This is a genomic window from Vibrio sp. sp1, from assembly GCF_016920955.1.
Classification (GTDB): Bacteria; Pseudomonadota; Gammaproteobacteria; order Enterobacterales; family Vibrionaceae; genus Vibrio; species Vibrio alginolyticus.
Genome location: NZ_CP060590.1, coordinates 46,735 through 70,754 on the forward strand (window position 1 = coordinate 46,735; position 24,020 = coordinate 70,754).

At 44.5% G+C, this 24,020-nt stretch carries 24 protein-coding genes and 1 pseudogene; 14 read left to right on the forward strand and 11 right to left on the reverse strand.

Going from position 1 to position 24,020, the window contains the following annotated elements:
- Positions 1–107 precede the first annotated feature (107 nt).
- The 5 genes from H9L11_RS15640 (at position 108) to fusA (ending at position 6,818) form a co-directional block, all read left to right on the forward strand.
- Positions 108–1,316, forward strand: a complete 1,209-nt coding sequence (locus tag H9L11_RS15640) for an MFS transporter (RefSeq protein WP_017635140.1) — start codon at positions 108–110, stop codon at positions 1,314–1,316.
- A gap of 153 nt (positions 1,317–1,469) precedes the next feature.
- On the forward strand, positions 1,470–2,351 hold the full coding sequence (locus tag H9L11_RS15645; RefSeq protein ID WP_047102778.1) for a LysR family transcriptional regulator: 882 nt from the start codon (positions 1,470–1,472) through the stop codon (positions 2,349–2,351).
- A 101-nt stretch (positions 2,352–2,452) separates the two neighbouring features.
- Positions 2,453–3,457, forward strand: coding sequence for an N-acetyltransferase DgcN (gene dgcN, locus H9L11_RS15650; protein ID WP_053304687.1), 1,005 nt, complete (start codon positions 2,453–2,455; stop codon positions 3,455–3,457).
- Positions 3,458–3,507: 50 nt separating this feature from the next.
- Positions 3,508–4,500: an N-acetyl-D-Glu racemase DgcA gene (gene dgcA / locus H9L11_RS15655; RefSeq protein WP_053304610.1), complete on the forward strand. Its 993-nt coding sequence runs from the start codon at positions 3,508–3,510 to the stop codon at positions 4,498–4,500.
- A gap of 293 nt (positions 4,501–4,793) precedes the next feature.
- The gene (gene fusA, locus H9L11_RS15660) at positions 4,794–6,818 is read left to right on the forward strand and encodes an elongation factor G (RefSeq protein ID WP_053304611.1); all 2,025 of its coding nucleotides are present in this window, start codon (positions 4,794–4,796) and stop codon (positions 6,816–6,818) included.
- 75 nt (positions 6,819–6,893) lie between these two features.
- Here fusA and H9L11_RS15665 read toward each other — a convergent pair whose 3' ends face one another.
- Positions 6,894–7,088 carry a hypothetical protein gene (locus H9L11_RS15665; RefSeq protein WP_005373920.1) on the reverse strand — a complete coding sequence of 65 codons (195 nt, stop codon included), beginning with the start codon at positions 7,086–7,088 and terminating at the stop codon, positions 6,894–6,896.
- 187 nt (positions 7,089–7,275) lie between these two features.
- Between H9L11_RS15665 and H9L11_RS15670 the strand changes: the two genes are divergently transcribed.
- Positions 7,276–8,088, forward strand: a complete 813-nt coding sequence (locus H9L11_RS15670) for a phosphotransferase (RefSeq protein ID WP_205391250.1) — start codon at positions 7,276–7,278, stop codon at positions 8,086–8,088.
- Here H9L11_RS15670 and nqrM read toward each other — a convergent pair.
- Genes nqrM through H9L11_RS15685 form a run of 3 tightly spaced genes read right to left on the reverse strand, consistent with a single transcriptional unit; the run spans position 8,066 to position 9,064 of the window.
- Positions 8,066–8,275 (reverse strand): (Na+)-NQR maturation NqrM, encoded by a 210-nt coding sequence (nqrM, locus tag H9L11_RS15675; protein ID WP_025768002.1) that lies wholly within the window; start codon positions 8,273–8,275, stop codon positions 8,066–8,068. The two genes, H9L11_RS15670 and nqrM, sit on opposite strands and share 23 nt — an antisense overlap.
- A gap of 1 nt (position 8,276) precedes the next feature.
- Positions 8,277–8,777 carry a NifB/NifX family molybdenum-iron cluster-binding protein gene (locus H9L11_RS15680; RefSeq protein WP_025577643.1) on the reverse strand — a complete coding sequence of 167 codons (501 nt, stop codon included), beginning with the start codon at positions 8,775–8,777 and terminating at the stop codon, positions 8,277–8,279.
- Positions 8,774–9,064 carry a DUF134 domain-containing protein gene (locus H9L11_RS15685; protein WP_005373924.1) on the reverse strand — a complete coding sequence of 97 codons (291 nt, stop codon included), beginning with the start codon at positions 9,062–9,064 and terminating at the stop codon, positions 8,774–8,776. The genes H9L11_RS15680 and H9L11_RS15685 overlap by 4 nt, the downstream gene beginning before the upstream one ends.
- A gap of 500 nt (positions 9,065–9,564) precedes the next feature.
- On the opposite strand from H9L11_RS15685, the gene H9L11_RS15690 reads away from it, so the two are divergent.
- The 4 genes from H9L11_RS15690 to ompV all read left to right on the forward strand — a co-directional run bounded on the left by H9L11_RS15690 (position 9,565) and on the right by ompV (position 13,480).
- Positions 9,565–10,464 carry a proline/glycine betaine ABC transporter permease gene (locus H9L11_RS15690; protein WP_005373926.1) on the forward strand — a complete coding sequence of 300 codons (900 nt, stop codon included), beginning with the start codon at positions 9,565–9,567 and terminating at the stop codon, positions 10,462–10,464.
- Positions 10,457–11,686, forward strand: coding sequence for a glycine betaine/L-proline ABC transporter ATP-binding protein (locus H9L11_RS15695; protein WP_205391251.1), 1,230 nt, complete (start codon positions 10,457–10,459; stop codon positions 11,684–11,686). Before H9L11_RS15690 ends, H9L11_RS15695 begins: the two co-directional genes overlap by 8 nt.
- Positions 11,687–11,947: 261 nt before the next feature.
- Positions 11,948–12,481, forward strand: a complete 534-nt coding sequence (locus H9L11_RS15700; RefSeq protein WP_005373930.1) for a copper resistance protein NlpE — start codon at positions 11,948–11,950, stop codon at positions 12,479–12,481.
- Positions 12,482–12,703: 222 nt separating this feature from the next.
- Positions 12,704–13,480 carry an outer membrane protein OmpV gene (gene ompV / locus H9L11_RS15705; RefSeq protein WP_017635134.1) on the forward strand — a complete coding sequence of 259 codons (777 nt, stop codon included), beginning with the start codon at positions 12,704–12,706 and terminating at the stop codon, positions 13,478–13,480.
- 75 nt (positions 13,481–13,555) lie between these two features.
- On the opposite strand, the gene H9L11_RS15710 is transcribed toward ompV, so the two are convergent.
- The 3 genes from H9L11_RS15710 to H9L11_RS15720 form a co-directional block, all read right to left on the reverse strand.
- Positions 13,556–15,223 carry an ABC transporter substrate-binding protein gene (locus H9L11_RS15710; RefSeq protein WP_064354517.1) on the reverse strand — a complete coding sequence of 556 codons (1,668 nt, stop codon included), beginning with the start codon at positions 15,221–15,223 and terminating at the stop codon, positions 13,556–13,558.
- A 160-nt stretch (positions 15,224–15,383) separates the two neighbouring features.
- Positions 15,384–15,998 (reverse strand): outer membrane beta-barrel protein, encoded by a 615-nt coding sequence (locus H9L11_RS15715; protein ID WP_005373936.1) that lies wholly within the window; start codon positions 15,996–15,998, stop codon positions 15,384–15,386.
- Positions 15,999–16,178: 180 nt separating this feature from the next.
- Positions 16,179–17,063 (reverse strand): LysR family transcriptional regulator, encoded by an 885-nt coding sequence (locus H9L11_RS15720; protein WP_005387224.1) that lies wholly within the window; start codon positions 17,061–17,063, stop codon positions 16,179–16,181.
- A gap of 92 nt (positions 17,064–17,155) precedes the next feature.
- Here H9L11_RS15720 and H9L11_RS15725 point away from each other — a divergent pair, with 92 nt between their 5' ends.
- Positions 17,156–18,037, forward strand: coding sequence for a DMT family transporter (locus tag H9L11_RS15725; RefSeq protein ID WP_005373940.1), 882 nt, complete (start codon positions 17,156–17,158; stop codon positions 18,035–18,037).
- Between the two features lie 63 nt (positions 18,038–18,100).
- Here the strand turns inward: H9L11_RS15725 and H9L11_RS23670 are convergent.
- From H9L11_RS23670 to pncB, 4 genes and pseudogenes are all read right to left on the reverse strand, one after another.
- A pseudogene (locus H9L11_RS23670) lies at positions 18,101–18,880 on the reverse strand (methyltransferase domain-containing protein).
- A gap of 170 nt (positions 18,881–19,050) precedes the next feature.
- Entirely contained in the window at positions 19,051–19,569 is a 519-nt protein-coding gene (locus H9L11_RS15735; RefSeq protein WP_005373945.1) for a glycine zipper 2TM domain-containing protein, read from the reverse strand.
- Between the two features lie 214 nt (positions 19,570–19,783).
- Positions 19,784–20,143, reverse strand: a complete 360-nt coding sequence (locus H9L11_RS15740) for a hypothetical protein (RefSeq protein WP_033906302.1) — start codon at positions 20,141–20,143, stop codon at positions 19,784–19,786.
- Between the two features lie 320 nt (positions 20,144–20,463).
- On the reverse strand, positions 20,464–21,774 hold the full coding sequence (gene pncB / locus H9L11_RS15745) for a nicotinate phosphoribosyltransferase (RefSeq protein WP_205391252.1): 1,311 nt from the start codon (positions 21,772–21,774) through the stop codon (positions 20,464–20,466).
- 298 nt (positions 21,775–22,072) lie between these two features.
- Here pncB and H9L11_RS15750 point away from each other — a divergent pair, with 298 nt between their 5' ends.
- From H9L11_RS15750 to H9L11_RS15760, 3 genes are read left to right on the forward strand one after another with little or no spacing between them, the layout of a single operon-like run.
- Positions 22,073–22,798 carry an NUDIX domain-containing protein gene (locus tag H9L11_RS15750; protein ID WP_005373953.1) on the forward strand — a complete coding sequence of 242 codons (726 nt, stop codon included), beginning with the start codon at positions 22,073–22,075 and terminating at the stop codon, positions 22,796–22,798.
- A 32-nt stretch (positions 22,799–22,830) separates the two neighbouring features.
- Positions 22,831–23,484, forward strand: coding sequence for an isochorismatase family protein (locus H9L11_RS15755; RefSeq protein WP_017635129.1), 654 nt, complete (start codon positions 22,831–22,833; stop codon positions 23,482–23,484).
- A 29-nt stretch (positions 23,485–23,513) separates the two neighbouring features.
- Entirely contained in the window at positions 23,514–23,870 is a 357-nt protein-coding gene (locus H9L11_RS15760) for a VOC family protein (RefSeq protein WP_017635128.1), read from the forward strand.
- The last annotated feature ends 150 nt before the right edge of the window (positions 23,871–24,020 follow it).

Sequence of the window (24,020 nt, forward strand, 5' to 3'; positions counted from 1 at the left end):
CCCGGCGATCTCAAGATAATGTGTTCAGCGCGAACGACTTGGTTGTTAAACACAAGACAGTTGGACATCAACCTTTTGAAAGCCATCGGGAGTTAGAGGCAAACATAATGAAAAATAAAACTCAGCCGTACTTAGCTGGCCGCTTCTTCGACAGCATTTCCTCTGGCTTATTCATGATGGCGCTGCCATGGGTCATGCTTTCCGAACCTAACATGGGCACTTTCGTCGCTTTAGTTTCTCTGAGCTGCACCGCGATTTCTTTTCTAGCAACGCCTTTCTTTTCCACTTTAATTGACCGACATTCACGCAAAGTACTACTCGTGCTCAATCAATGGATTCAATCGGGTATGGCTTTGGTGGTGTTCATTGCTTATTGGTTAGGGTTTGAGTCACACTGGTTGCTGGCTTTTGCGCAATTGGTGTATTGGGTTTCGAGTAATTTTGCATGGACGACCAACAACGCCTTCACCCAAGAAAATTATCAGCACCATGAGTATGCGAAAATTTCGGGTCAGCAAGAAATTGTAATGCAATCCACAACCCTCGGAGCTGGCGCGTTGGGTATTGTTTTGCTTGAAATGTGGGGTATGAAAGAGTTTGCTTTGTTTGCGGCCAGCGCCTCTGCGTTAGCAGCGATGTTCTATATTCTGACGCCTTATACCCAACAATTAAGGGCATCAAAATCCGTTGCTTTCATCGCGCAACTCAAAGAGAGCAAACAAATATTCCGTCTCGAACCCCGATTTTATGGCTTTATTCTGCTCTCTTGCCTCTCTTATCCTGCATTGACGTATTTGAGCAAACTGGTGCCGATTTGGTTTTCTGAACAAGGCATCTCTGGCGATTGGTTTGCAGGGTTCAACATCAGTTTTGGCCTCGGCTCGTTGCTAACCGGCTTTATTGTCACCAAAGTGCTAAGCCGTGCCTCCCATAGCCACATTATGTTCGCTTCGATGGTTATGGTCTCTTTTGCGCTTATCGGGATGAGTTTTGCGATGAGCCCGCTGACCATCTTATTGTTTACGGCGCTGTTTGGCGTATTTAACGCGCTAAATCGCATTGCGAGAGTCAACTGGATGCATCACACCGTAGCGGTTCATCAACGAGGTCGCGTCGATGGCGGCATCAGCATGTTTGCCACCACCATTCAATCTCTCAGTTACGTCCTGATTGCAATGTTGAGTCATTACGAACTAACACAATACGGTTTTGCAATCGCAGCTGCTGTCATGGTGTTAGCAGTGATTTTGATGGGATTACTCAGTCGAGACGTAGAGCCGTTTAACGACCTGCCCCTTCATGCAGCAGCAAAGTGAAGCATAGAAATTGAGAAGTTGAGAAATTGAAAAAGCGAGATAGGAAGGCACCAACATCGTCTTCCTATTTTTTACGCCAGCACTTTTACCTCTATCGCTCATCAGCAAGGTTGGGTATTCTGAGGTGAGCAACATGAGCAGAGGGAAATCGCAGTGAACTTAAGGCAATTAGAAGTCTTTTACGCCATTATGCAAGCAGGAACGGTGTCAGGCGCGGCTCGCTTACTGCACGTTTCCCAACCTAATGTCACTCGAGTTCTCGCCCATACAGAACAACAACTGAGCTTCGCTTTATTTGAGCGTGTAAAGGGCCGTCTCGTTCCCACTCAAGAAGCCAAAGCCTTATTGCCAGAGGCTGAAAAAGTCTATCAACAACTCGGACAATTTCGCTCTCTGACCAACAAAGTCAAACAGGGAACTCAACATTTACGAGTCGGTGCTCCGCCTGTTTTGGCCGCACACTTGTTAGCGCCGACTGTCGCGTTGCTGTCGAAAGAGCACGGCATCTCCTTTGAGCTCTCAACGGCTAATCGCGATGAGCTGTGCTCAGGTTTACTGAAACATGAATTGGATGTCGCCATTGCGTTCGGTGAAGAAACGCCACCAGCGATCATGGGACACATGTTATTAAAAGAAAACTTGGCGCTAATTGCCCCTAAAAGCGCAGCGATACCCACAGAAAAAACCGTCACTTTAGAAGAACTCATCAGTCACGATTTACCCATTATCGGTTTAGATAGCCGAGACCCTCTGGGCTTATTGCTGCATCAAACCTTATCGGCGCGTGACGAGCATTATCAACATGCCATCACCGTCCGCAGCTACTCCGCGGCGGCTGAACTGGTGAAAAACGAAGCAGGATTCGCGATTGTAGACCCTTGGACTGCAAAACAATATCGCCAAGATAATGCCGTTTCCGTGCATGCTTTGGAGCCAAATATGTCCTTCTCTGTCTCTATTTTATTCGCAGAGCACACACCTCAATCCATTGCGACAAAGCAATTTATCACCGCCCTAAAACAACAGATGGTTTAAAGGTATAACCTGAAGTTATACCCGCCTAACAAATAAGCATTCGGTTTCCTAAATCAGTCTGGCTACATTAATGAGCAATAACGATGACGAAGGGAACCATCATGCAAATTGCTCAACCTTACCTACTTTTTCTTGGCGATGTAACCGATCCACTCGCAGCAAAAACCGCGCGTGGCATATATCAATGGCGACCTGAGATTTGTCTTGGCCAAATCCGCCTGACGCCAGAAACCGTATCGCTTGGTTTAACCGACATGACACTACAACAAGCGCAGCAGCAAGGAGCAAAAACGCTGGTGCTTGGCACTGCAAATCCAGGAGGCGTCATTCCCGAAGCTTGGCAAGCAACCTTACTTGAAGCGGCAGAGATGGGATTTGAAATTGCATCGGGCATGCACCAACGTTTGGCGGAACTTTCTCCTCTTGCCGATCTAGAACAACGCGGATTAACCAAACTGTATGATGTTCGCCATTATGATGCCCCGCTCAAGGTCGGCAATGGCAAAGCTCGCGCAGGCAAGCGAGTACTTACTGTAGGAACAGATTGCTCCGTTGGCAAAATGTACTCTGCCCTTGCCATTGAGCATGCATTGAAGCGTAAAAACTGTCGTGCAGAGTTCAAAGCAACGGGTCAAACCGGAATTCTCATCGCAGGCAGTGGCATTTCGATTGATGCTGTAGTTGCCGATTTTATCTCCGGCGCAGTAGAAGCGATCAGCCCTGAGTTCACCGATCACGATTGGGACATCATCGAAGGGCAAGGTTCATTGTTTAACCCTTCATTTGCTGGCGTAAGTTTGGGCTTACTTCACGGCGCACAAGCTGACGCTCTGATACTGTGCCATGAGATTGGTCGCCCGCACATCCGCAACTTACCACATGTGAGCTTGCCAACCATTGAACAAACGATAGAAGCGAATCTGGCCGCTGCTCGCCTAACAAATCCAAACGCTCAATTAGTGGGTATTTGCTTGAACACTTCGGCGATCAGCGAAGAAGATGCAGCCCAGCTATGCCAGGATTGGAGCGACAAATACCAGGTGCCCGTCACCGACCCTGTGCGTTTTGGCGTTGATGCGGTTGCAGATAGGCTCCTTACGATTTAAGAAACATTTACGGTTTAGAAAATAACTGCGGTTTAGGGAAAACTAGTGAGATGAAAATTCATGTAGAACCCGTCACGATTGCCATGGTGACACCATTTCGCATCTCTCGCGGCAGTCGGACAGAGTGCCACGTAGTCCGCGTGACAATTGAACATCGAGGCATGACAGCCCAAGGTGAATGCACGCCATACCCTCGTTATGGTGAATCGGTTGAATCGGTGATTAAGACGATTTCTCACGCCGCGCATGAACTGCAAAGTTTGTATGCCAAAGGCGAAGCTGATGTCATGGTTCTCAAAAGCCAGCTTCAATCGTTATTGCCCGCAGGGGCGGCAAGAAATGCATTGGATTGCGCCCTTTGGCATCTTCACGCGCTTTTGAGCCACAAGCAACAGGTTCACGACCTCTTTACGTTACCAGAGGCGATTGTGACGGCGATGACGGTTTCTATCGACACGCCGCAAGCAATGGCAAAACAGGCGCAAGCTTACCTTAGCCAAGGCGCAAAACTGCTTAAGGTAAAACTGGATGGTGAAAACGTGATTGAGCGCGTTGCAGCAGTACGCGATGCCGCGCCGCACGCGCAAATTGTTTTAGATGCGAATGAAGCATGGCAAAGCCTCGATCTCGCGACGGTATTTGCTCAACTCGAACCGCTAGACATCACCATGATCGAACAACCGTTGCCACAAGACTGCGATGACGTACTCGCCAGCATTCCGCACCCCATTCCACTTTGCGCCGATGAAAGTTGTCACACCAGAGAGCAATTACATCAGCTGGTTGGCAAATATGAAATGGTGAACATTAAGCTAGATAAAACTGGCGGACTCACTGAAGCACTATTATTATCCGACGACGCCCAAAAACTCGGTTTTAGCCTCATGTCCGGTTGTATGTTGGGGACGTCGCTGGCGATGCGAGCCGCGTTACCTATTGCAGCTCAGGCGAGCGTTGTCGATCTTGATGGCCCGGTGTTACTAGGACAAGATGTAACGCCAAGCTTGGTTTATCGCGACGGCGAAATCGTTCTTTCCAAATAGCCTAAACAATCCAGAGGTTTTGCTCCAAAAGTCAGAACCTCTGAGTTTATGATCTCGATTAAAAAACAATCAGCCCCATCATGAAATAAGTCACATAAATTATACGGTTATTACGGCATGCTAAGATTACAGTGGTCCAAGAAGGTGGTCTTATGCATCGAGTCATCCGAAAAATGACATGGAAGACGAATAGGCGGTAATCCCGCCCTACTCCAATGCAGTGCGTGGGTTTCTATAGCAACCCACTTCCTAGCAATTCGTAGGTTTTTCACGCCATCTTGCAAGGAGGCTCTATGCCTATCAATAAAATACGCAATATCGCTTTTGTCGGCCAAACCGGGACCGGTAAAACCACGCTGATAGAAAAACTGCTCTTTACCTGTGATGCCACGCACCATTTAGGCAGCGTAGAAAAAGGCGATACCGTTACCGACTTCGATCCTCAATCCATCCAATATCAACACAGTATTGAAGCAACGCCAGTCGCACTGCGCTGGAATAAACACCGGCTCAATGTCATCGACACTCCGGGACAAAACGAGTTACTTGGCCGTACTATCAGCGTTTTTCCTGCCGTTGAAACATCCGCCCTTGTCATCGACCCTCAAACACCGCTTAACCAAACTTCCGATCGCTTATTCACCTTTGCAAAAGAGCAGCAAAAATGTCAGATGATCATCATCAATAAGCTCGATAACCACGGTAATCAGTTAGAGAGATTGATGGAGAACATCGTTGAGCATTTTGGGGACCACTGCTTGCCGATCAACTTACCTTCGGCTGATGGGGAATCTGTAGTTGACTGCTATTTCGAACCAGAATTGGGACGAGAAACCTTACTTGCAACGGTAGATGAAGCTCATGAGACCCTAATTGACCAAGTTATCGAAGTCGATGAAGAACTGATGGAACTGTATCTGGAACAAGGCTCCGAACTCACCGCAGAGCAACTGCATGATCCGTTTGAAGAAGCACTAAGAACTGGACATGTGATTCCGGTCTGTTTTGTCTCAGCACAAACCGGCACGGGCGTCGAGTTGCTGCTGCGCACCTTGGCGGAGATCATGCCCATGCCAAACGAGGGTAACCCTCCTCAACTGGAAAAGAACGGCAAAAAAATCAAAGTAAATTGCGAAACCTTAGAGCACACCGTCGCACACGTGTACAAAGTCAGCGTCGACCCATATATGGGAAAACTTGCCTACTTACGTGTGTATCAGGGGGAAATCAATGCGGGCAGCCAGCTTTATATTGGCGAAAGCAACAAGGCATTTAAAGTTGGGCACTTATATCAACTGCAGGGCAAAGATAGAACCGAGATCCCTCGCGCGCTTGCGGGCGACTTCTGCGTTTTAGCCAAAGTGGATGATCTCGAATTCGATTCAATCGTTCATGACTCTCACGAAGAAGATGGAGTTCAACTCAAAACGTTGGATCTTCCTGACTCCATGTATTCTTTGTGCTTGAAGCCTCTTAAGCGTGGAGATGAGCAAAAATTAGGAGATGTGCTGAATAAAATTGCCAGTGAAGATCCTTCGCTGCGCATCGAACATCGCGCTCGCACCAACGAAACCATCATCAGCGGCCAAGGGGAGTTTCACCTCAAAGTCGCATTAGAAAAGATGGCGAACGTGTACAAACTGGACGTCGAAACCTGCCAACCAAGCGTCGAATACTTTGAAACCATCACCAAACCTGCCGAAGGGCATTATCGACACAAAAAACAAAGTGGCGGTGCAGGCCAGTTTGGTGAAGTGCAATTGAACGTTCGTCCACTCGAACGTGGTGCCGGATTTAAGTTCATCAACAAAGTGGTGGGTGGCGCCATCCCAACCGCGCTCATTCCTGCTGTTGAAAAAGGTATTTTGCAAGCGTTAGAGGAAGGCGCGATTTCTGGCAACCCAATTAAGGATGTGGAAGTCACCGTTTATGACGGTAAATATCACTCCGTCGATTCGAAAGAAATTGCGTTTGTCATCGCAGGTAAGAAAGCCTTTTTAGATGCGATTAACAACGCCGATCCTATTGTGCTGGAGCCAATTGTCCAAATGGAGTTACACGTCCCAACCACAAACGTCGGTGACGTGTCTGGGGATTTGTCAGGTAATCGAGGATTAATAGAAGGCACCGAACCGATTGATAGCCAATTCACGTTGTTGAAAGCCAAGTCACCAGTAAACGAGCTGCAAGATTACGCTCGTCGATTACGCTCCATCACCGGTGGCGAAGGCAGCTTTAGTATGACCTTAAGCCATTACGAGCCCGCGCCACCAGCAGTGCAGAAGCAAGTCTGCCAAGGCAGTGCACAACAAGGTTAATTCCCTACGATTCAAATCAATCACATAAACAAAAAAGCGCCCTCATTTTGAGGGCGCTTTTATGTAAAAGAAAAATTATTTATCGAGAGACAAACCTATCTGACTGATTTTGCTTTCAAACTCTTCGATGCTGTTCGCTTTGTAAGTCGGAGCACCGTTAAAGTAGCGCGGTTTCTCTGGCAGCATCGCATTTTTCAGCTCTTGTTCTTGATCGATATTGTCATGGTAAACCGTTACACGATTTGGAATATCCTGCTTCATTACAGCCATTTTGGTTCTCCTTTATTAAGACGAATAGTAAGCGTAGAACGAATTTATCGGAGTACAGGCGAGACTGTGTAAAATTTAGACACTCACAGCAAAATCATATTTAAACAGTTGCATTTAATATTTTTGAGGCACTTTGTCGTGGCTATTGGCAAACGTGAGTGCAGCGATTAAGGTGAGCTCTCTCTACATGAAGACAGGAAGTCCGGTGTCGCAGCAAGAACTCAACCAAATGGGCAGTGCCAAAGTTTTTCTCATCGAACAAGATGGCGTCCAAGTAATAGAAAAACGTAACCCTACTCAAATAGAAGTGGCGTTTTATCAACGCTATGCCGAACAGTTTAACGCGCTTGGAATACACGTACCGCGCTTGATTCAATTCGACGACCAGAAAAACGTTCTGCACATTGAATACGTTCCCCACGCAGTCGAGCAAGCATTCTTACTTGAAGATGGTCGAGTCATTGAACAACTCGTCAAACTGCACCAACTTCCACCAACATCAGATGGTATTTATCACCGCCACCAGTGGACACCACAAGCGACTCAACAAGCACTCGCTACACTTGAACTGGGCTCAGAGACAGAACAGTTCTTCCACAACCTCCAACAACGATCGGCGCACCTTTTCGATGGGCAGAACTTGATCTCCGGAGACTCGAATGCTGGAAACTGGGGACAGCGCGAAAATGGCGAACTAGTGCTGTTCGACTGGGAACGCTTTTCTACAGGGCATGTCGCGATAGATTTAGCGCCGCTCATCGAAGGCATGGGCACATTTGATGATTACTTGAAGGTGGCAGGCAGATATATAAAGTGCGCCGAGAAAGGTGAAACAACAGAATTGGCGCGCGATATCGGACTAGCAAAAGCGTGGATCGTTGTCGAGGTAGTCAACATACTGGTCTCCAGAGAGAATCCGCAGACCAGCAAGTATTTGGACTGGTTTCGGCAAACCTTGCCGCAATGGGCCAAAAGCCTTAGTGCTCAGGTGATGAGTTAGGCTCTGAGATTTGATGTAAACGCCTTTCAGGTTCTGCGCATGAGGTTTCGCAGTTGCATACTTTATCAACACCGACGTTGTTTAAACCGCCGCAACTTCCTTGAATGCGCTTGTTGTGAAAAATGACGCCAAGTGACATCAACAAAATGATTGCGAGAAAACCAAGAAAGGTAAATAACCAAACCATATTAACCTGCCTTATTAGCCATCGACTCTAGCTTAAGTATAGCAGGGCTAGATGTTGCTTTGAGTAGCGCTTTAGGTCTTGCCAACAAGGAGGGTTTTGATTTTGGGCCACCACAGGAGCCGCAGCCACCTTTTTGTTTGTGAACACTTTTCTTATGATTGTTTGATGGGCGTCCTTGAGAGGGCTCAATCAAAGGCTCTCTTGGAACCGCAAGCACATCTTCCAATGAACTACGAGTAGACAGCCTAAATACTGGCGTGCCACTGCTAAGTAGCTTTGCCAATACACGTTCACCAATATTTCGCACAAGAACAGCATCCACATTGTACCCTTGTAAAGACTGAATCAACTGAGACTTCGCATTACAACCCGCTTGTGGCATAGAAGCAATGTTCGCTAAGTTTTTTAGCATACCGTCAGTATCAGAATAAATAGCGATGTATGGTGCTTTTACAAAGTGGTTTGCCACCCGCTCACCATCATTAGGAATAGCATAAATCATAAGTTTGACTCCTCATTCGGAAAAACTAATGCATGACCTTCAACTAAACTTTTTGCGACTTTCAATCTTGCACTTTTTACTGTGTTACCAAAAGTTTGTCTAGAAACGCCCATCTGCTCCGCAGCTTGCTGCTGGCTAAGCCCCTCTAAGTCGGCTAAACGTAGCGCTTCTAACTCTTCTGGTAATATGGCGACTTGCTCCAACTGATTAAATGGAATGCCATTGGGCTTAAAGCAATGGTGAGCCGCACGTCCGCATATTCGTCTTTCTATCTTTGGTCTTGCCATCATTGTCCCTCAAAAACACAGAGTCAAATTACGCCTTAAACTGGCATATGCCAATAACATTTTTAGCATATGCCAATAAACTAAGTTTGCAAAAATCAACACGACAAATACGTAATACATCAGCATTAATTAGACATCTAATAATTTAGGAATTTTGATGACAAACGAACAAAAAGATCAATTCTAATTAACCGGATAATAAAAACGTTAGTTTGCGCAGATTTTTCATACAAATACACGCTAATGTGTTCATTTTATTGAAGAAGAAAAACTATAATCCAAGCAAATCATTAGTTTGAACACTAATGATTGTTTTATTTAAAAGGATGTATACCTAAGAAACGAAAAAGAGAAGTTTGACGACATTGGCCTGAGCTTAAAGGGTAATACTTTCGATACAGAACCTGTCGAACGAACATTACTTGGCCTAGGTGCCCTACTCTTCTTGCCAAATTAAGTTTCTTGAGAGCGCTTAGGTATATCAGAAAAAGGAAGTACATATGTCTGACTCAAATTGGCTCAGCGAATTCCCGGAAATGGATGCCTCTGATCTCAGGGCGATTCGCAAAACACTCGACGGCGCCTATAGAGATTTCTCTCGCGAGTATGGTGAACTCATTGAGTCTCTGTTTGATCCGCTCCTTGCGTTTCTTGTCTGGTTTGAAAAACTTCTGATTTCTACACCTTGGTTCATTATTTTAGGTGTCTGCACCACTCTCGTTTATGCCGCCAGCCGCTCTTGGAAACTGGCCGCTGCATGTTTTGGTTCGCTGATTCTGATTGGCTATTTTGGAATGTGGGAAGACACTATGCGCACGCTCAGTATCATCACTGTATGTACTATGCTTGCCATCGCACTTGGTATCCCTATCGGCATCGCTATGGCGCGCTCTAATCGCATTCAGTCGGTGGTAACACCATTACTCGACGTCATGCAAACCATGCCGGCATTTGTGTATCTCATTCCAGTTGTGATGTTATTGGGCATTGGGAAAATTCCTGGCCTTATCGCAGTAGTGATCTACGCGATTCCACCGGTTATTCGTTTAACCAATTTGGGCATTCGTCTAGTTGATAAAGAAGTATTGGAAGCCGCAACCGCATTTGGTGCCAGCACTCGGCAACGGCTTTTTGGGGTTCAGCTTCCGCTTGCAATGCCAACCATCATGGCGGGAATTAACCAAACGATCATGATGGCACTGTCAATGGTGGTCATCGCATCAATGATTGGGGTAAAAGGTTTAGGTCAGCCTGTTCTAAAGTCTATTACCAATCAATATTTCACTCTTGGTCTTCTCAATGGTTTAGCAATTGTCGCCCTAGCAATCCTTTTTGATCGTGCTTCACAAGCGTATGCGAAACGCACTCAAGCTCATTTAGGAGACTCAAAACATGACTAGTCCACTTATCGAAATCAGCGGTCTGTATAAAATCTTCGGCCCCAAGCCCAATAGCGTGATTGAGCGCGTTAAGTTGGGACATAGTAAAGAGCAGGTTTTAACGGAAACGGGCCACACGGTCGGACTAAAAGACATCAACCTGCAAATTCAAAAGGGTGAAATTTTTGTCATTATGGGATTATCCGGTTCTGGAAAATCCACCATGATTCGCCACTTCAACCGATTAATCGATCCAACCATGGGGCAGATTTTGGTAGAAGGGGTGGATGTCATGCAACTTTCTAACAAAGAGCTTGAACAGTTTCGCCGTCACAAGATGTCTATGGTGTTCCAACGCTTTGGCTTGCTGCCTCATCGCACTGTTATCGACAACATCGCATATGGTTTAGAAGTTCAGGGAATAAATAAAGAGGCGCGCTTAGAAAAAGCAAATGAATGGTTAGAAACCGTTGGACTGACGGGTTATGAGCACCAGTATCCTGCTCAACTATCGGGTGGACAGCAACAGCGTGTGGGCCTTGCACGGGCACTGGCTACCGACGCCGAAATACTGTTGATGGACGAGGCTTTCTCAGCATTGGACCCTCTGATTCGGAGCGAAATGCAAGATCAGTTGGTAGAGCTGCAACAGAAGCTGCACAAAACCATTATTTTCATTACTCATGATTTAGATGAAGCGCTTCGACTTGGCGATCGCATCGCGATACTTAAAGACGGTGAACTTGTCCAACAAGGTTCACCGGACGAAATCTTACTGCATCCTGCCGATGAGTACGTTGAAGCCTTTGTAAAAGACGTCAATAGAGCGCGAGCACTGACGGTCGAAACGCTGATGCAGCCACCTTCGTACTGTGTTCGCGCTGAAACCATTGAAGATGCGCTGAGTGAAATGAAACGTGTTAAACGTGATTATGCCTACCATGAGACCAATGCAGGCTATCAAGGCGTGATAACACAGCAAGGATTGCTAAACGCAGCGAAGTTAACTCACCTATCAGATTGGCGTGATGATATCTATGAAGAGGTGCCTATCATCTCTCCACATTTAGCCATTGAGCAAGTGCTGACTGAAGTCATGTCGTGTGAATATTCACTGCCCGTCATCGATAAGCACGGCAATTTGAAAGGCGAATTAAATCGTCAGGTTATTGCGGAGCTGTTTTCTGATCAACGAAGCACAAAACGAGGCACTTCACGCTCAAGCTTCAATAACGTTTCTTAGATGATGTTGATAATACAACTCACAATAATGTGGGCTGTTATCAATTAACTCGCTCCCACTCCCCTTTTTAGATATTTGTCTGTGGGCTCAAGCTTGATACCCAAAGCAACATTTACATTGTTCTGATTTTCCTGACAATTTCATGCTCATATCCGGTTTTATTGACATAGTTAGATCATTCTATTGCTTTTTGATGACGCAAATCCTCGATAAATGTCTACTATTACTCTCATACAAAATCTTGATTTAAAGAGGGATAAAATGAAAAAGACAATGTTGGCACTAACAGGCGCGGTAATCATTCTTGCAGGCTGTCAAGATGAGAAACCTGCCGAAACAAGCGCAGTTGAAGTACCTCAGGCAACGGAAACTGAAGTCACCACCAGTGCAGACGTTACGACTGAGACAATTGACACGTTACCAGTAGAAGAAGAACAGGTAATTACTGAAGAGACATTTGTAGACTCTGAACACAACGCACAAAGTGCTCTGGACTGGAACGGCACCTACAAAGGAACACTACCTTGCGCGGATTGTGCTGGTATCGATATGACCATCACACTAAATCAAGATGGCACTTACGTACTTGAAGAAAGCTACCAAGACAAAGAAGACGGTCAATCAAAATCTGAAGGTCAATTCACTTGGGACGCAAATGGCAGCATCGTAACGTTGACAAATGAAGATGCACCAAACCAATACTTTGTTGGTGAAAACGTACTTATGAAGCTAGACATGAATGGCGAAAAAGTAACGGGTGACCTAGCACCACTATACAACTTAACGAAACAGTAAGAAGTTAGTATCAATACCTGATAAATACCCCAAATCCGAGCCACCCCAGCTCGGATTTTTTCGCTGTTTTAACGAAAGCTATTCCAGCAACCTTTCTATTCTGAAGCAACATTCTGCTTCTTACCCTGATTGTTCATTACATTTCCATACGCTTTGCCGATAGATGCTTACAACGTCATTTTGTACAGTGTTCAAAACAAAACAGAACAACTCGGAAAAATGATGAAAAAAACATTAATTGCACTACTTACTCTGACAGCTGCTGGCTCAGCTTTCGCTGGCGATACTTACATTCGTAACGGTAACATCTACAACAACGAAGGCGGTTGGAACGTAGAAGCTGGTGTGGCTCAAGGCAGCGATCTTTTCAAAGATCAAAAGCATAATACAGCACCAATTCTCAACGGTGGTTACCATGGTGACGACTTTAATGCCGACCTAAGTGGCATTAACTACCGCTTCTTCGGTAACACCAATGAGTTAATCAACATGAGTGCCTACCTTGTAGGTAGTGGTGTAATGCGCGACGGTGATACAGCGAAAAGCCTGAAAGGCACAGATAAACGCCGTTTCGCCGTCGATCTAGGTTTAAACGCAGACTTTACACTGGATCAAAACAACGTCATTTCTACATACCTTCAGCACGATATCAGCGGTGCTTACAAAGGTTACTTAGCGGGCGCGACTTACTTCCACATCATGAAATTCGGTAGTGTTGATTTTGTTCCTTTTGCTAACCTAACTTATCAAAGTGAAGACTACGTAGATTACTACTTTGGTGTGAAACAACGCGAAGCAAACGCAAACCGCAAAGCATACAAAGGTGATTCAACGGTAAGCTATGGTGTGGGCTACAAACTTGTTATGCCAATCAACGACAACTGGCAAGTAAGCCAAATGACACAATACACGCGCCTAGGCAGCGGTATCAGCGACTCTTCTATCGTTGATAGCGCAAACCAATGGGTTGTTGGCGCAAGTGTGTCGTACAACTTCTAATCCGATACGCCCTTATAAAGCCATCATTTCGATGGCTTTATGCGTTGGACATTTGCATAATCTTGAACACCGACTCTAGTGTGAATGAGCAATCCATAACCTATGTAAATCGCTATAGCCTGTATTCTTCACCTGCACACCTCGCACTTGCTGTGTTTTTGTCACTTCTTCGTAGCCAACAAACAAAGGCAAATATAGGTACTGATCGCGCAGCGCTTTCTCTAGGTTTAATAAAGACTGTAGCGAGTGATCATCTGCCATCGCCCTGCGAACCTTTTCTCTATGGCTTAACATCTGGCTTTGATCAAAACTAAAACGCAGTCCAGTTGCTATCGACAGCCATTCGAAGATGCCATATTCAAATGGTGCTTCCATGACTTCCTCAATGAAGAGCAAATCTGCTTGGTGAGACACTACCTCAGGAAAACTAATGTCATCAATAACAATGATCTCTAACTCTAATCCCGTTGCACGAATCACACTGTGCAACCATTCGGAATGACGAATTAAACTCGGAATCGTCCAGACAGGTTCAGCTAATACCACTTTACCTTTCAGTTTAGGTATCACAACACCATCTGTTATTGATAAATCTTGCTCGTGAGTCTCTAACTGAATGCTGTCAACGGCACTTGGCGCATCATAAATTCGCTTTTGCACATGGATGTAATCAGCGAGTTGATACCAAGTCTCTTTTGTGAGTTGGGATTCCACGCGTTCGCGGTAGGTCAAATATGAAAATGCGCTAATTTTTTCCACTTCAACGTGATCGGAGCTTTGGTTAAAGCTCAACATATTTAAGGTTTTAACATCACCATGAGACAGCGTTATTTGATCTAACAATGCGCGTGCTGAAAAATACTCTTTGTGCGCTTCAAGAGTCATACTCTCCTGGTTCCAGCCGCTGATTTTAAATGGTCCAGTCCCTATGTGGTAGGAATAACTAGAACCGAAAGAGACGACATCTCGACACAGAATAGACGCATGAGGAGTTGCTAGCATGTATGGAAACAACTTGTTCGGATACTTCAATATAATTTTTAAGCAGTTAGATGTTTCTGCAACCACGCTATCAATACACTGCCAGAGCTCGTGAACTGGTCCTTTTATCTCCCTAAGTCTTTCTATACTCCAAACCACATCCTGTATGTTAAGGGGCTCGCCATCATGGCGATATATGCCTGGCCGCAACCATAACGTCATTACCTTGCCTTCCATTTTCCATTCGTGTGCTAACGATGGCTCGATACCACCATTGGAATTTTGGGTCAGCAATACGTCATAAACGCTTTTCGCGACGTGTAATTCAGTGTGACGGTAAGTATTCGCAGGGTCGATTTTGGATACCCAAGGGTAAGAAGAAATCAAAATAGCGTTATTTGATTCATTCAATCGATTCACTTTTTCAGAAGCGATAGTTAGTGCTCTAACCGCGGTTTGACCGAACCAATCAATAAGTTTCGTTATTGAGTTCATTCTTCCTCTGCCAAGCTCCTCAACCAAAAACTCGGTCATCGCTTGTTGGAGGGAAATATTAATACTGAGACGGCTAGCGTTACTTCGGCCAATCGCAGGTTGCCAATCGACCCAATCGTAAGTGGCAAGCTTTTTCATCACAATAGAAACATTGCGCCTCGACGTGCAAATCACCGCTTCTAGCTCAGAAAGCGTAACAAGGTGATACTGGTGAGGTTCAAAGTGCTTTAACAGTAGATCCAGATACCTAAGATTGACATCGTTCACAAAGATTCCTAAGAGTTATTCCAAAGCAAAAAAATAGCACAGGACGCTTAGCAACTAAACTTCCTGTGCTATATCTAAACAAATTCAAAGCTTGGACTCAGCTCGACCAACAGAAGTCAAAAACGTTTACTAAGCCAAGAGGTAACTTGAATAAGTATTCTTAGAAACGGTAGCTCATACCTACAGAGAACACATTGATGTCTGCATCAACCGTTACTTTTTCATTGCCAAATTTCGCAATGTCTAGCTCAGGCATCATGTATTCCCATTCAACTTGTAGAGCAAAGTTTTCAGTAATAGCGAACTCTGCGCCTAAACCGTACATGCCTGTTACAGTGCTGTCAGAAATGGTGGTATGGCCTGCGCTACCGTCAATCACAGAGTTGCTAATTTTGAATTCAGCATTGAAGTAAGAAAGACCAGCTTTAGCAAAAAGGTTGAAACGATCGCCAATCGGTAGAGTCGCTTTTGGCTGAATCGATAGATACTTCATGTCACCAACAGTAACAACTTTGCCGTCTAAAGCATCGTAGCCACCAATGGCTGCTTCTAGAGAAATGTATTCGTTGAATTTGTAACCACCGAATACTTTGCCTGAAAGGCTTGAGTCATCTTCAAGTTTAAGTTTAGTGCTAGCGTTAGTACCACCACCATTGATAGAGCCATTAACATCACCAAACGATGCTTGACCTACAGATGCACCAACGTAAGGAGCTGCGTTTGCAACAGAACATGTTGCTAGAAGGGCTGTCATTAGCCATGTTTTTTTAAACATTGTATTTCACTGCCTGTTAATTATTGAGGTTGTGTTTTGCCCATCCTTAAGCATGCCATGCTGTCCATTTCACTTGGTTTCAAAACCAAGTGGATGTTAATGAATAAAAACTCAATAAAACATGAAATATTTAGACACAACTTTGCCACTTTCTTTCTTAATTTTGACAATTTAGTCATTTCACAAGCATTGCTGCTTCAACCAGTTAGTGAGCTTGATGATTTCCGCTTGCTTGGCTCGACTCTTTTTATGAATAAAATAAAAGCTGTCTCCGGTTTCCAATCCATGAGAAGGGATGTACACCAAATCGTGCGCTTTATCTCTTTCATTGAGCATAAAATCATTCGCAAATGCGATGCCTTGGTCATAACGCGCCGCCTCTATTGCCAACAACATATGACTAAAATGTTGAACATCGACATCTTTCGGCAAGGTGTAACCGCCCGCTCTGCACCACTCAGCCCAGTCTTTTCCTCTCTCACGATAAATTGAGTCTGTCGACAAAATAGGGTATCGCCAAAGCGCTTCTGGAATCGGTTGATCTTGCAACTCTTTCCAAATTTTATGGCTGCAGACCGGATACAGCGTCTCCGCGTATAACTTTACCGACATGTAGTTTCGCTTTGGCTTTTCTACCGTGATGAAACAATCGCCAACGCTGTCTGTCTGTTCAGGATCACCAACGACCATATTGAGTGTCAGATCGATTTCTGGATGTAAGCGCTTAAAATCAGACAAACGCGGAATAAGCCACTTTACGGCAAGCGAGCTATAAATCGCCAACCGTATGCTGCCTTTGTCCCCTTCTCGCACCTTTTGGCTGGCCATCGCAATTGAGCTAATTGCTGGGCTAATATCCTCTAAATAGCGGGTGCCCGTATCGGACAAAGAGAGCTTTCTGCCTTGACGGATAAATAATGATTCACCCAAATAATCTTCTAATAATCGTATCTGGTGGCTAACGGCACTTTGCGTCACATTGAGTTCTTCAGCAGCAAGCGAAAAGCTAGAGTTTCTGGCAACAGATTCAAAACAGTGAACCGCTCTGAGTGGTGGCAATTTCATTATCTAAAAATCTCATACTTAAACTAATAAATATCACTTCACTTCATCCTATGACATCACCTACTCTTTGGCAAAGAAAGAGGAGAGGAAAAGTGAAAGTTACATCGGTCGGAGCAGCGATGCTGCTATTAATTGTTGGAAATCTCATTGCGGTGCTTTCGGACTCTTTAATTAAAAGTGTCGGAAATGAAGTGCCTATTTTTCAATTTGTCTTTTTCCGACAAATTTCAGCGGTGCTTTTCCTGCTGCCAGTCTACTTGCTAACAAAAAATGCGCCTTTTCTTGAAGGGTTTAAGTGGCATGCTGTTCGCGCTCACGTATGGTTACTTGGTGCAATATTCATGGTTTTGGCGATCTCATCTTTACCGCTCGCAACTGCGAACGCGATCTTTTACGCCGCGCCATTGATCATGTTGCCACTTGCAGCAATCTTTTTTGGAGAACAGTTGTCTAAGCAATCGGTCGCCGCAGCGATAATGGGCTTTGCCGGTGTGTTAGTCATCATTCGTCCAGACCAAATCGATTGGGCAGCAATTTCAGCTTTAGTTGTTGCAATTACTTTAGCAATCAATAACTTGCTCATTCGAAAACTGCCAAAAAATCAGTCTGTGATGCAAACGTTATTGATGACAAACTTGGCAGGTATTCCAGTAGCCTTCTTGCTTGTTCTGATCGAAGCAGAACCTTGGGACTGGAGTGCTTTCCCTGTTGCTGCTGGCTCAAGTCTGTTCATCATGATTTATGCAGCAACATGTGTCATCGCTTACCGCTCGATCGATAGCAACAAAATTGCCAGCGCTGAATACAGTGGCTTAATTGGTGCCGTGTTTGTGGGATTGATTTGGTTTGGAGAAGTGCCAGATATATTTATGGCAATAGGAACCATTATGATTGTTGTGCCTCTGGTTTGGCTTTCTAAACGAGAACGTCGTAAGAAAAAGTTGCAAGAGCAACAAGAAGCGCACGTTACTTAAAGTTGTGCTCTAACCCAAAGACTAAAAAACCGAGCCGTAAGTGCTCGGTTTTTTTATGTGGCTCTAATCGGTTTTTACGTAAGCGACTACGTGAGATAAAAACTGCCTTGCAAAGCGATCATTAAACCGGATGCGATATTCATGCTCGGCTTCCGACACTAGACGCCAGCCTTCAGCAAAGTATTCTTTGATATCATCAACCGCCTCTTCTTTATTTTTGATGTGTTTCGCGTTCCACTGATAAGTGCAAGAGACAACGATCAGCCCACCCACCTTGGTGGTTTTTTTTAGAGCATTGATCACGCTAAGTGGCGACTCACATTGATCAATCACATTTAAACATACGACTAAATCAAAGCGAGATTGGAGAGTATCAAGCTCAAAAGGCTGGTTAATTAGCGTCAAATCAACATGAGCACATTTCTGTACGATATCTCTATTCTCTACCTCTAAAGTGTTTAAGGTGTTCACATCGTGAAGGTAAGTAAGCTCGACGCGTTGTTCTTCTATTAATAGTTACTTCAAGCCATCCATTAACCTATTTGAAGGCTCCACAAGCGTCGCTTCTCTAAGGTTAGGTAAGCGTTGCACTAACTCATAATAATTTCTTCCCAGCGCCGCCCCAACCTCAAGTAGGGAATACGGCTGAACGCTGCTTTCGATTACCGCCTGCGCAATAAAATCAGCAACTTGGGAGCAGTGAGGTGATGACAAAAAAGAAAGTGGGACTTGTTTTGAGCGACTGGTTATCATCTCAATCTGTTGATCCTCAATGAACTTGTCGAACCATTGCGCTTCGAAATAACCAGCCAAACCGTGCTCGGTCAGGTAAAAATCTTCCATGTTTTTTCCGTTCGTACTTTAAGAAAAGTGATTGTATCGAACGCGGAAATTAACGGGTATTTCTGGCCGCACATTCCAATGGGAAAACAGATGAAAACGCCGCTTATGTGAAAAAGCCCTTTCATCTCAAAGATAAAAGGGCTTGTTAATCGCTTCGGTTAAGTCGCTAACTATTGTGGTAGAACAACGTTACCATCTTGAATTGGGAACGTTTTTGTCGCTGGCTTGCTCGCCAAACGAACCGTCGTTGGTGCACCTGAAACTTCGTAAGTGACGTCGTAACCCACTACTTTATCAGATGTCGTATATTCTGTATGACACTGTTTTTTCGTCGTTGTTACTACATCACCTTTTTGCACATTTTCCTGGATCTTACGACCTGTCAGTGCACCAGCAATCGTACCAGCTGCAGTTGCAATCACTTTACCTGAGCCACCACCGATTTGGTTGCCCAGCGCAGCTCCAGCTGCTGCGCCACCAACCGTACCAATAATTTTATTATCATCCGCAGGGGCAACTTGCTCGGTTACTACCACATCTTTACATACTTGGTGCGGCTTTTTCACCGTTTCAGTCACCGCTTCAACCAAAGTAATGTTTGCTTGAGTTGGAGCTGGTGGCGTTTTGTCTTTACAGCCTGCTAGTACAGCAACAACTGCCGTTGCAATTGCGATAGATTTCATATTCATGATTTACATCCCAGTATGGTTTGCTTTGATGAGCGTTATGGTAAATCGCAAAAGGGAAATCACATCAGACGAAAACAAACCCTCTGTTATTAACAAGTAAAGAAACACTGTTTTATAAGGGGTACGTCAAGAAACACTCAGCAGAATGTCAACAGAGCTAAAACTGTATCACTACTGATTATGATTGGACTGGACTAGTCTATGAGATTTATTTTTAAGCCAAGCTCAAAAATAGTTCGTCATCCGTTAAATACTTATGACGGTGGCTTAGATTACGCACGTGCATAAACATAAAATCAGGGAAACCAGGCGCTATAATGTTATTTGGTTCCCAGCATACACCGCCAACAAACACATATCGCCCCTGCTTGCCATCTTCGTGAAGGGGGTTATTAAGAGGAGAAGAAAACTCTGCTCGGCAACCTTCAACCACACAAACAATTTGTCCTTTAAAAAGGCCAATCACGCGCTTTACAAGATTTGCCTTGATACCACACTTCCATGCTTGGCGAGTGGCCATCTCATAGCCATATTTTCGGATCGCTTTCTTTTGCAAATGTACTACTAGGTTCATTTTGACTCCTGATTCAAGCAACTACGTGAAGCCCAAAGTCATAAAAGCAGATAGACGTCTATACACGAGTGAGCTCATGGTACGTGGGAATAAACTACGTGATTAGACTGAGTTTAGTGTCGGATGAGATACACCGTCCACGATGCTGTAACGTATCGATTTACACCTATCAAAGGCAGATAACACATCAACTTTTGAGTGCTTTCCTGCGCTGTATCTGGTTACTTCTGTATATTACTATAACGAAATCACCCTCCACGTTTACCTATATAAATTTGTCGTAACGATAGAGGGTGCTTATCATGGAGAGAAGATAACGCCTACGCGTCGATGAGATAATTTTGACCTTCAGTTTCTAAACGATCAATCATTTTACGACACTCATTTAAATCAAGAGGTTGTTCAAAGCGGCGCTTGAGATTCATCAAAAAGAAGATATCTTCACACATGGCTTTCTCAGGTTCGTCACTGATTTTGGCGACCGGTGAACCATTGCACGTGACCATTTTTATCACGATAGAAAGTGGCTGGTAGGCTTCACCATCTTTATTGACATAATCACCCATATCATTGGCAAGAAAAGTACCGATACCAAAACTCACCTGAATACGTCCTTGGAAATACTCGCAAATATCTAACGCTTGTTCGAAGTTAAGTCCGTCGGTAAACACCAGTGTTTTTGTTAATGGGTCTATATTCAGCGACTGGTAGTGTGCAATCATTTTTTCACCCCAGCTATAAGGGCAACCACTATCGTGACGTACACCGAAGTACGCGTTAGTTAGTTCTTCATCAAAGTCTTTAAGGAAAGCATCGATACCAATCGTATCGGTTAACGCAATACCTAGTGCACCATTAAACATTTTTTGCCAACGTTGCAACGCCACTTTTTGCGAATCTCGCACATTCACCAGAGCTTGGTGTCCCATAAACCATTCATGAGCAACGGTGCCGATAGGCGTCAAATTCAGCTCTTTTGCTAAGTGATAGTTACTTGTTCCTGTCAAACATTCCGGCACTTCCTGGCACAAATATTCCAGCATAGTGCGCTGAGCTTGGAGGGAAAAACGTCGACGCGTCGACATGTCAGAAAATTTAAAGTTAGTGATGTTACGACGTTTTAGTTCCGACTTTAGGTGCCGAACTTTCTCTTCTAAAACAGTGGTAAATTGCGCAACAGGGATATCTGACCAACGCTGACGGCTACGAACTTCAGACACGATGCTCATGATGATCGTTTCGTACAAGATGGTATCTCGCCACAAACCGTTAATGGTAATTCTTAACTGGCTTGAGCCATCAGCCATGGCTTTATTATGGAAAGAGACATCACTTTGTGGGTTGAAACGGAAATGGCGCAGTGCATCAACAAAGTCAGGATTCAGGTAAGGCGCGACACGCTTAATATATTCAATTTCTTCTTGCGTAAATTGAATATCTTGCAGTTTAAGGACTTCGGCTTTTACCTCGGGCAAAAGCTCAGAGAGGTCTTCCTCACTGCGCACGATAAACTTATATGACACCATCGCATCAGGGTAAAGCGCTGTTACAGCGCTCATCATATTGACTTTGTAGACATCGAAATCCAAAGCGCTTTGAATGATGCGGGAAGAAAATAGTTTGGTGGTCATTAGGTGCCCTTCTACATGCCCTTCCTGGGTATATAACTTTTTGTTACTAACTAATTTGCGTAAACAATAAACACCCATCTATAGTTTGTCAACTTTTGTTACTAACCACTCATTTTTATAAGGTTTTTTTGTCTAGAATTCGAGCAAGCATTGTGAATAAGTCAGAGTCATCCGTAAATTTATGCTCAAACCGTATTAAGAACACTACCTAAAACGTTTCTAACAACTCGTTACTTACCCATTGATTGACCACTTGTTATGCGCTAGATTACTTACAAATCAATATTAGGACCCAACCATGATCGTATCTGTCGACATTATTCCATTCAGGCTATCTGGCTGTGCCGATAAGGGATTGGAAGTGTTGTTGATTAAACGTTCAAATCCAAATCGGCCATACCATGGAGTCTGGGCACTACCGGGCGGATTTGTCTTTGATAAAGACTTAACCAGTGAAGGCGGACGCCCGGCCGATGAAAACTTTGAAGCGGCGCGTCGCCGAATTTGCCGTGAGAAAATCCATACCTACCCTCGCCATTTTAGCGAAGCGTTTATCGACGGTGATCCAAAGCGCGATCCAGAAGACTGGAGCTTAAACATTACGCACTACGCCTTAGTTGATCGTAACAATGTAGAGCAAATAAATAATGCAGGTGTACCGGAATGCCAACTTAAATGGTTTTCGCTACAGGCTATTCTCAATGGAGAAGAAACCCTCGCATTTGATCATCAAAAAACCATTGAAAAAGCGTGGCAAAAGCTTCGTGCATCCATTGAATACACATCGGTTCTTTTGTTTGCATTAGACAAAGAGTTTTTGGTTGCGGACATCATTTCTGCTTATCAAGAGTTTGGTATTGATATCAGCCGAATGACGATTAAGCGCCGCTTGATAGATTCAGGCGTACTAAAACCCACTAATAAAGTCGCTTCAACCAACAAAGGCAAAGGTGGAAAACCCGCAATGGTATATACGCTGACTAGCGACGAAGTAACCTTTTTTCAAAACTGTTTGCGTGGATAAACGCAGACAATCAGACAGACAAGGAGTCTGCCATGACTGTTCGAGTAAACTATCAAACTACAGCAGTGATCGACGTTGATCCAGAGAAAGGCTTTAGTGAGTTATGTCCAAATGAACTGCCCGTTGCAGGTGCGTTGGAAATCGTACCGGAGCTTTTGAACAATCATGCCAAAGGCCGATTAAAACTGGTCAGTCGTGACTTACACCCACCAAAAGCAAAGTGGGATGCAGAATCGCCATCCAATATGCTTGAGCCCGTTGGTTTACCGAATGTGGATATAAAGTGGAACCGTCACTGTGTGCTTGGCACAACAGGTTCTGAGCTGCTAGATGGCTTACCACCCGTGTTGGACTATGATTTTCAAGTTAATAAAGGTATGGATCCTGACGCACACCCTTACGGTATTTTTTTCCATGATATTGCCGACACCAAAACGACAGGCGCGCATGAATTTCTAAAGTTCAACGGGATTGATACCTTAGTTATAGGTGGCCTTGCCTTAGACTTTTGCGTGAAAAAATCCGTCATGCAAGCGCTGGAACTTGGCTACAATGTGGTAGTTAATCTTGCTTCAACTCGTGCGGTGCTGCCTGATAATGTAGAGAATGTGCTGACAGAGCTCAGAGATAATGGCGCATTATTTGTCGAAAAAGCGGACGACATCATCGTAGAAAAGTTCGCCTAGAAACGATAGTAACCGAGAAGGATTTCACCATGCATCAACATGAAAAATTGAATTACGTTGAATTTGGTTCCACTAATGTCAGTGCGACCAAACAATTTTTTGAGCGTGCTTTTGACTGGAGCTTTACCGATTATGGCCCAGAATATTCTGCATTTTCAGGACAAGGGTTGGATGGCGGATTCTTCAAATCTGAGTTTATAAACCAAACCGCAAATGGTGGCGCACTTTTAGTATTTTATAGCTCAGACATTCAGGCCACTCAGACAAAAGTAGAGCTGCATGGTGGAAAAATTATCCGCCCTATTTTCGAATTCCCCGGCGGCTGTCGATTCCACTTCACTGAACCGAGTGGAAATGAATTCGCAGTATGGTCAGAGAGCCATTAAGTCATCACAAATCAACAACACACCATCAACGTGAGCCCAAGCTAGCCAGATCCGGAACTGGCATTACATTTCTGGTTGACCTCATCCTTGGTTTAATTCACTGTTAGCGCAACAATTAATCGATGAGGCGCTAGACCTCGACCAAGGATG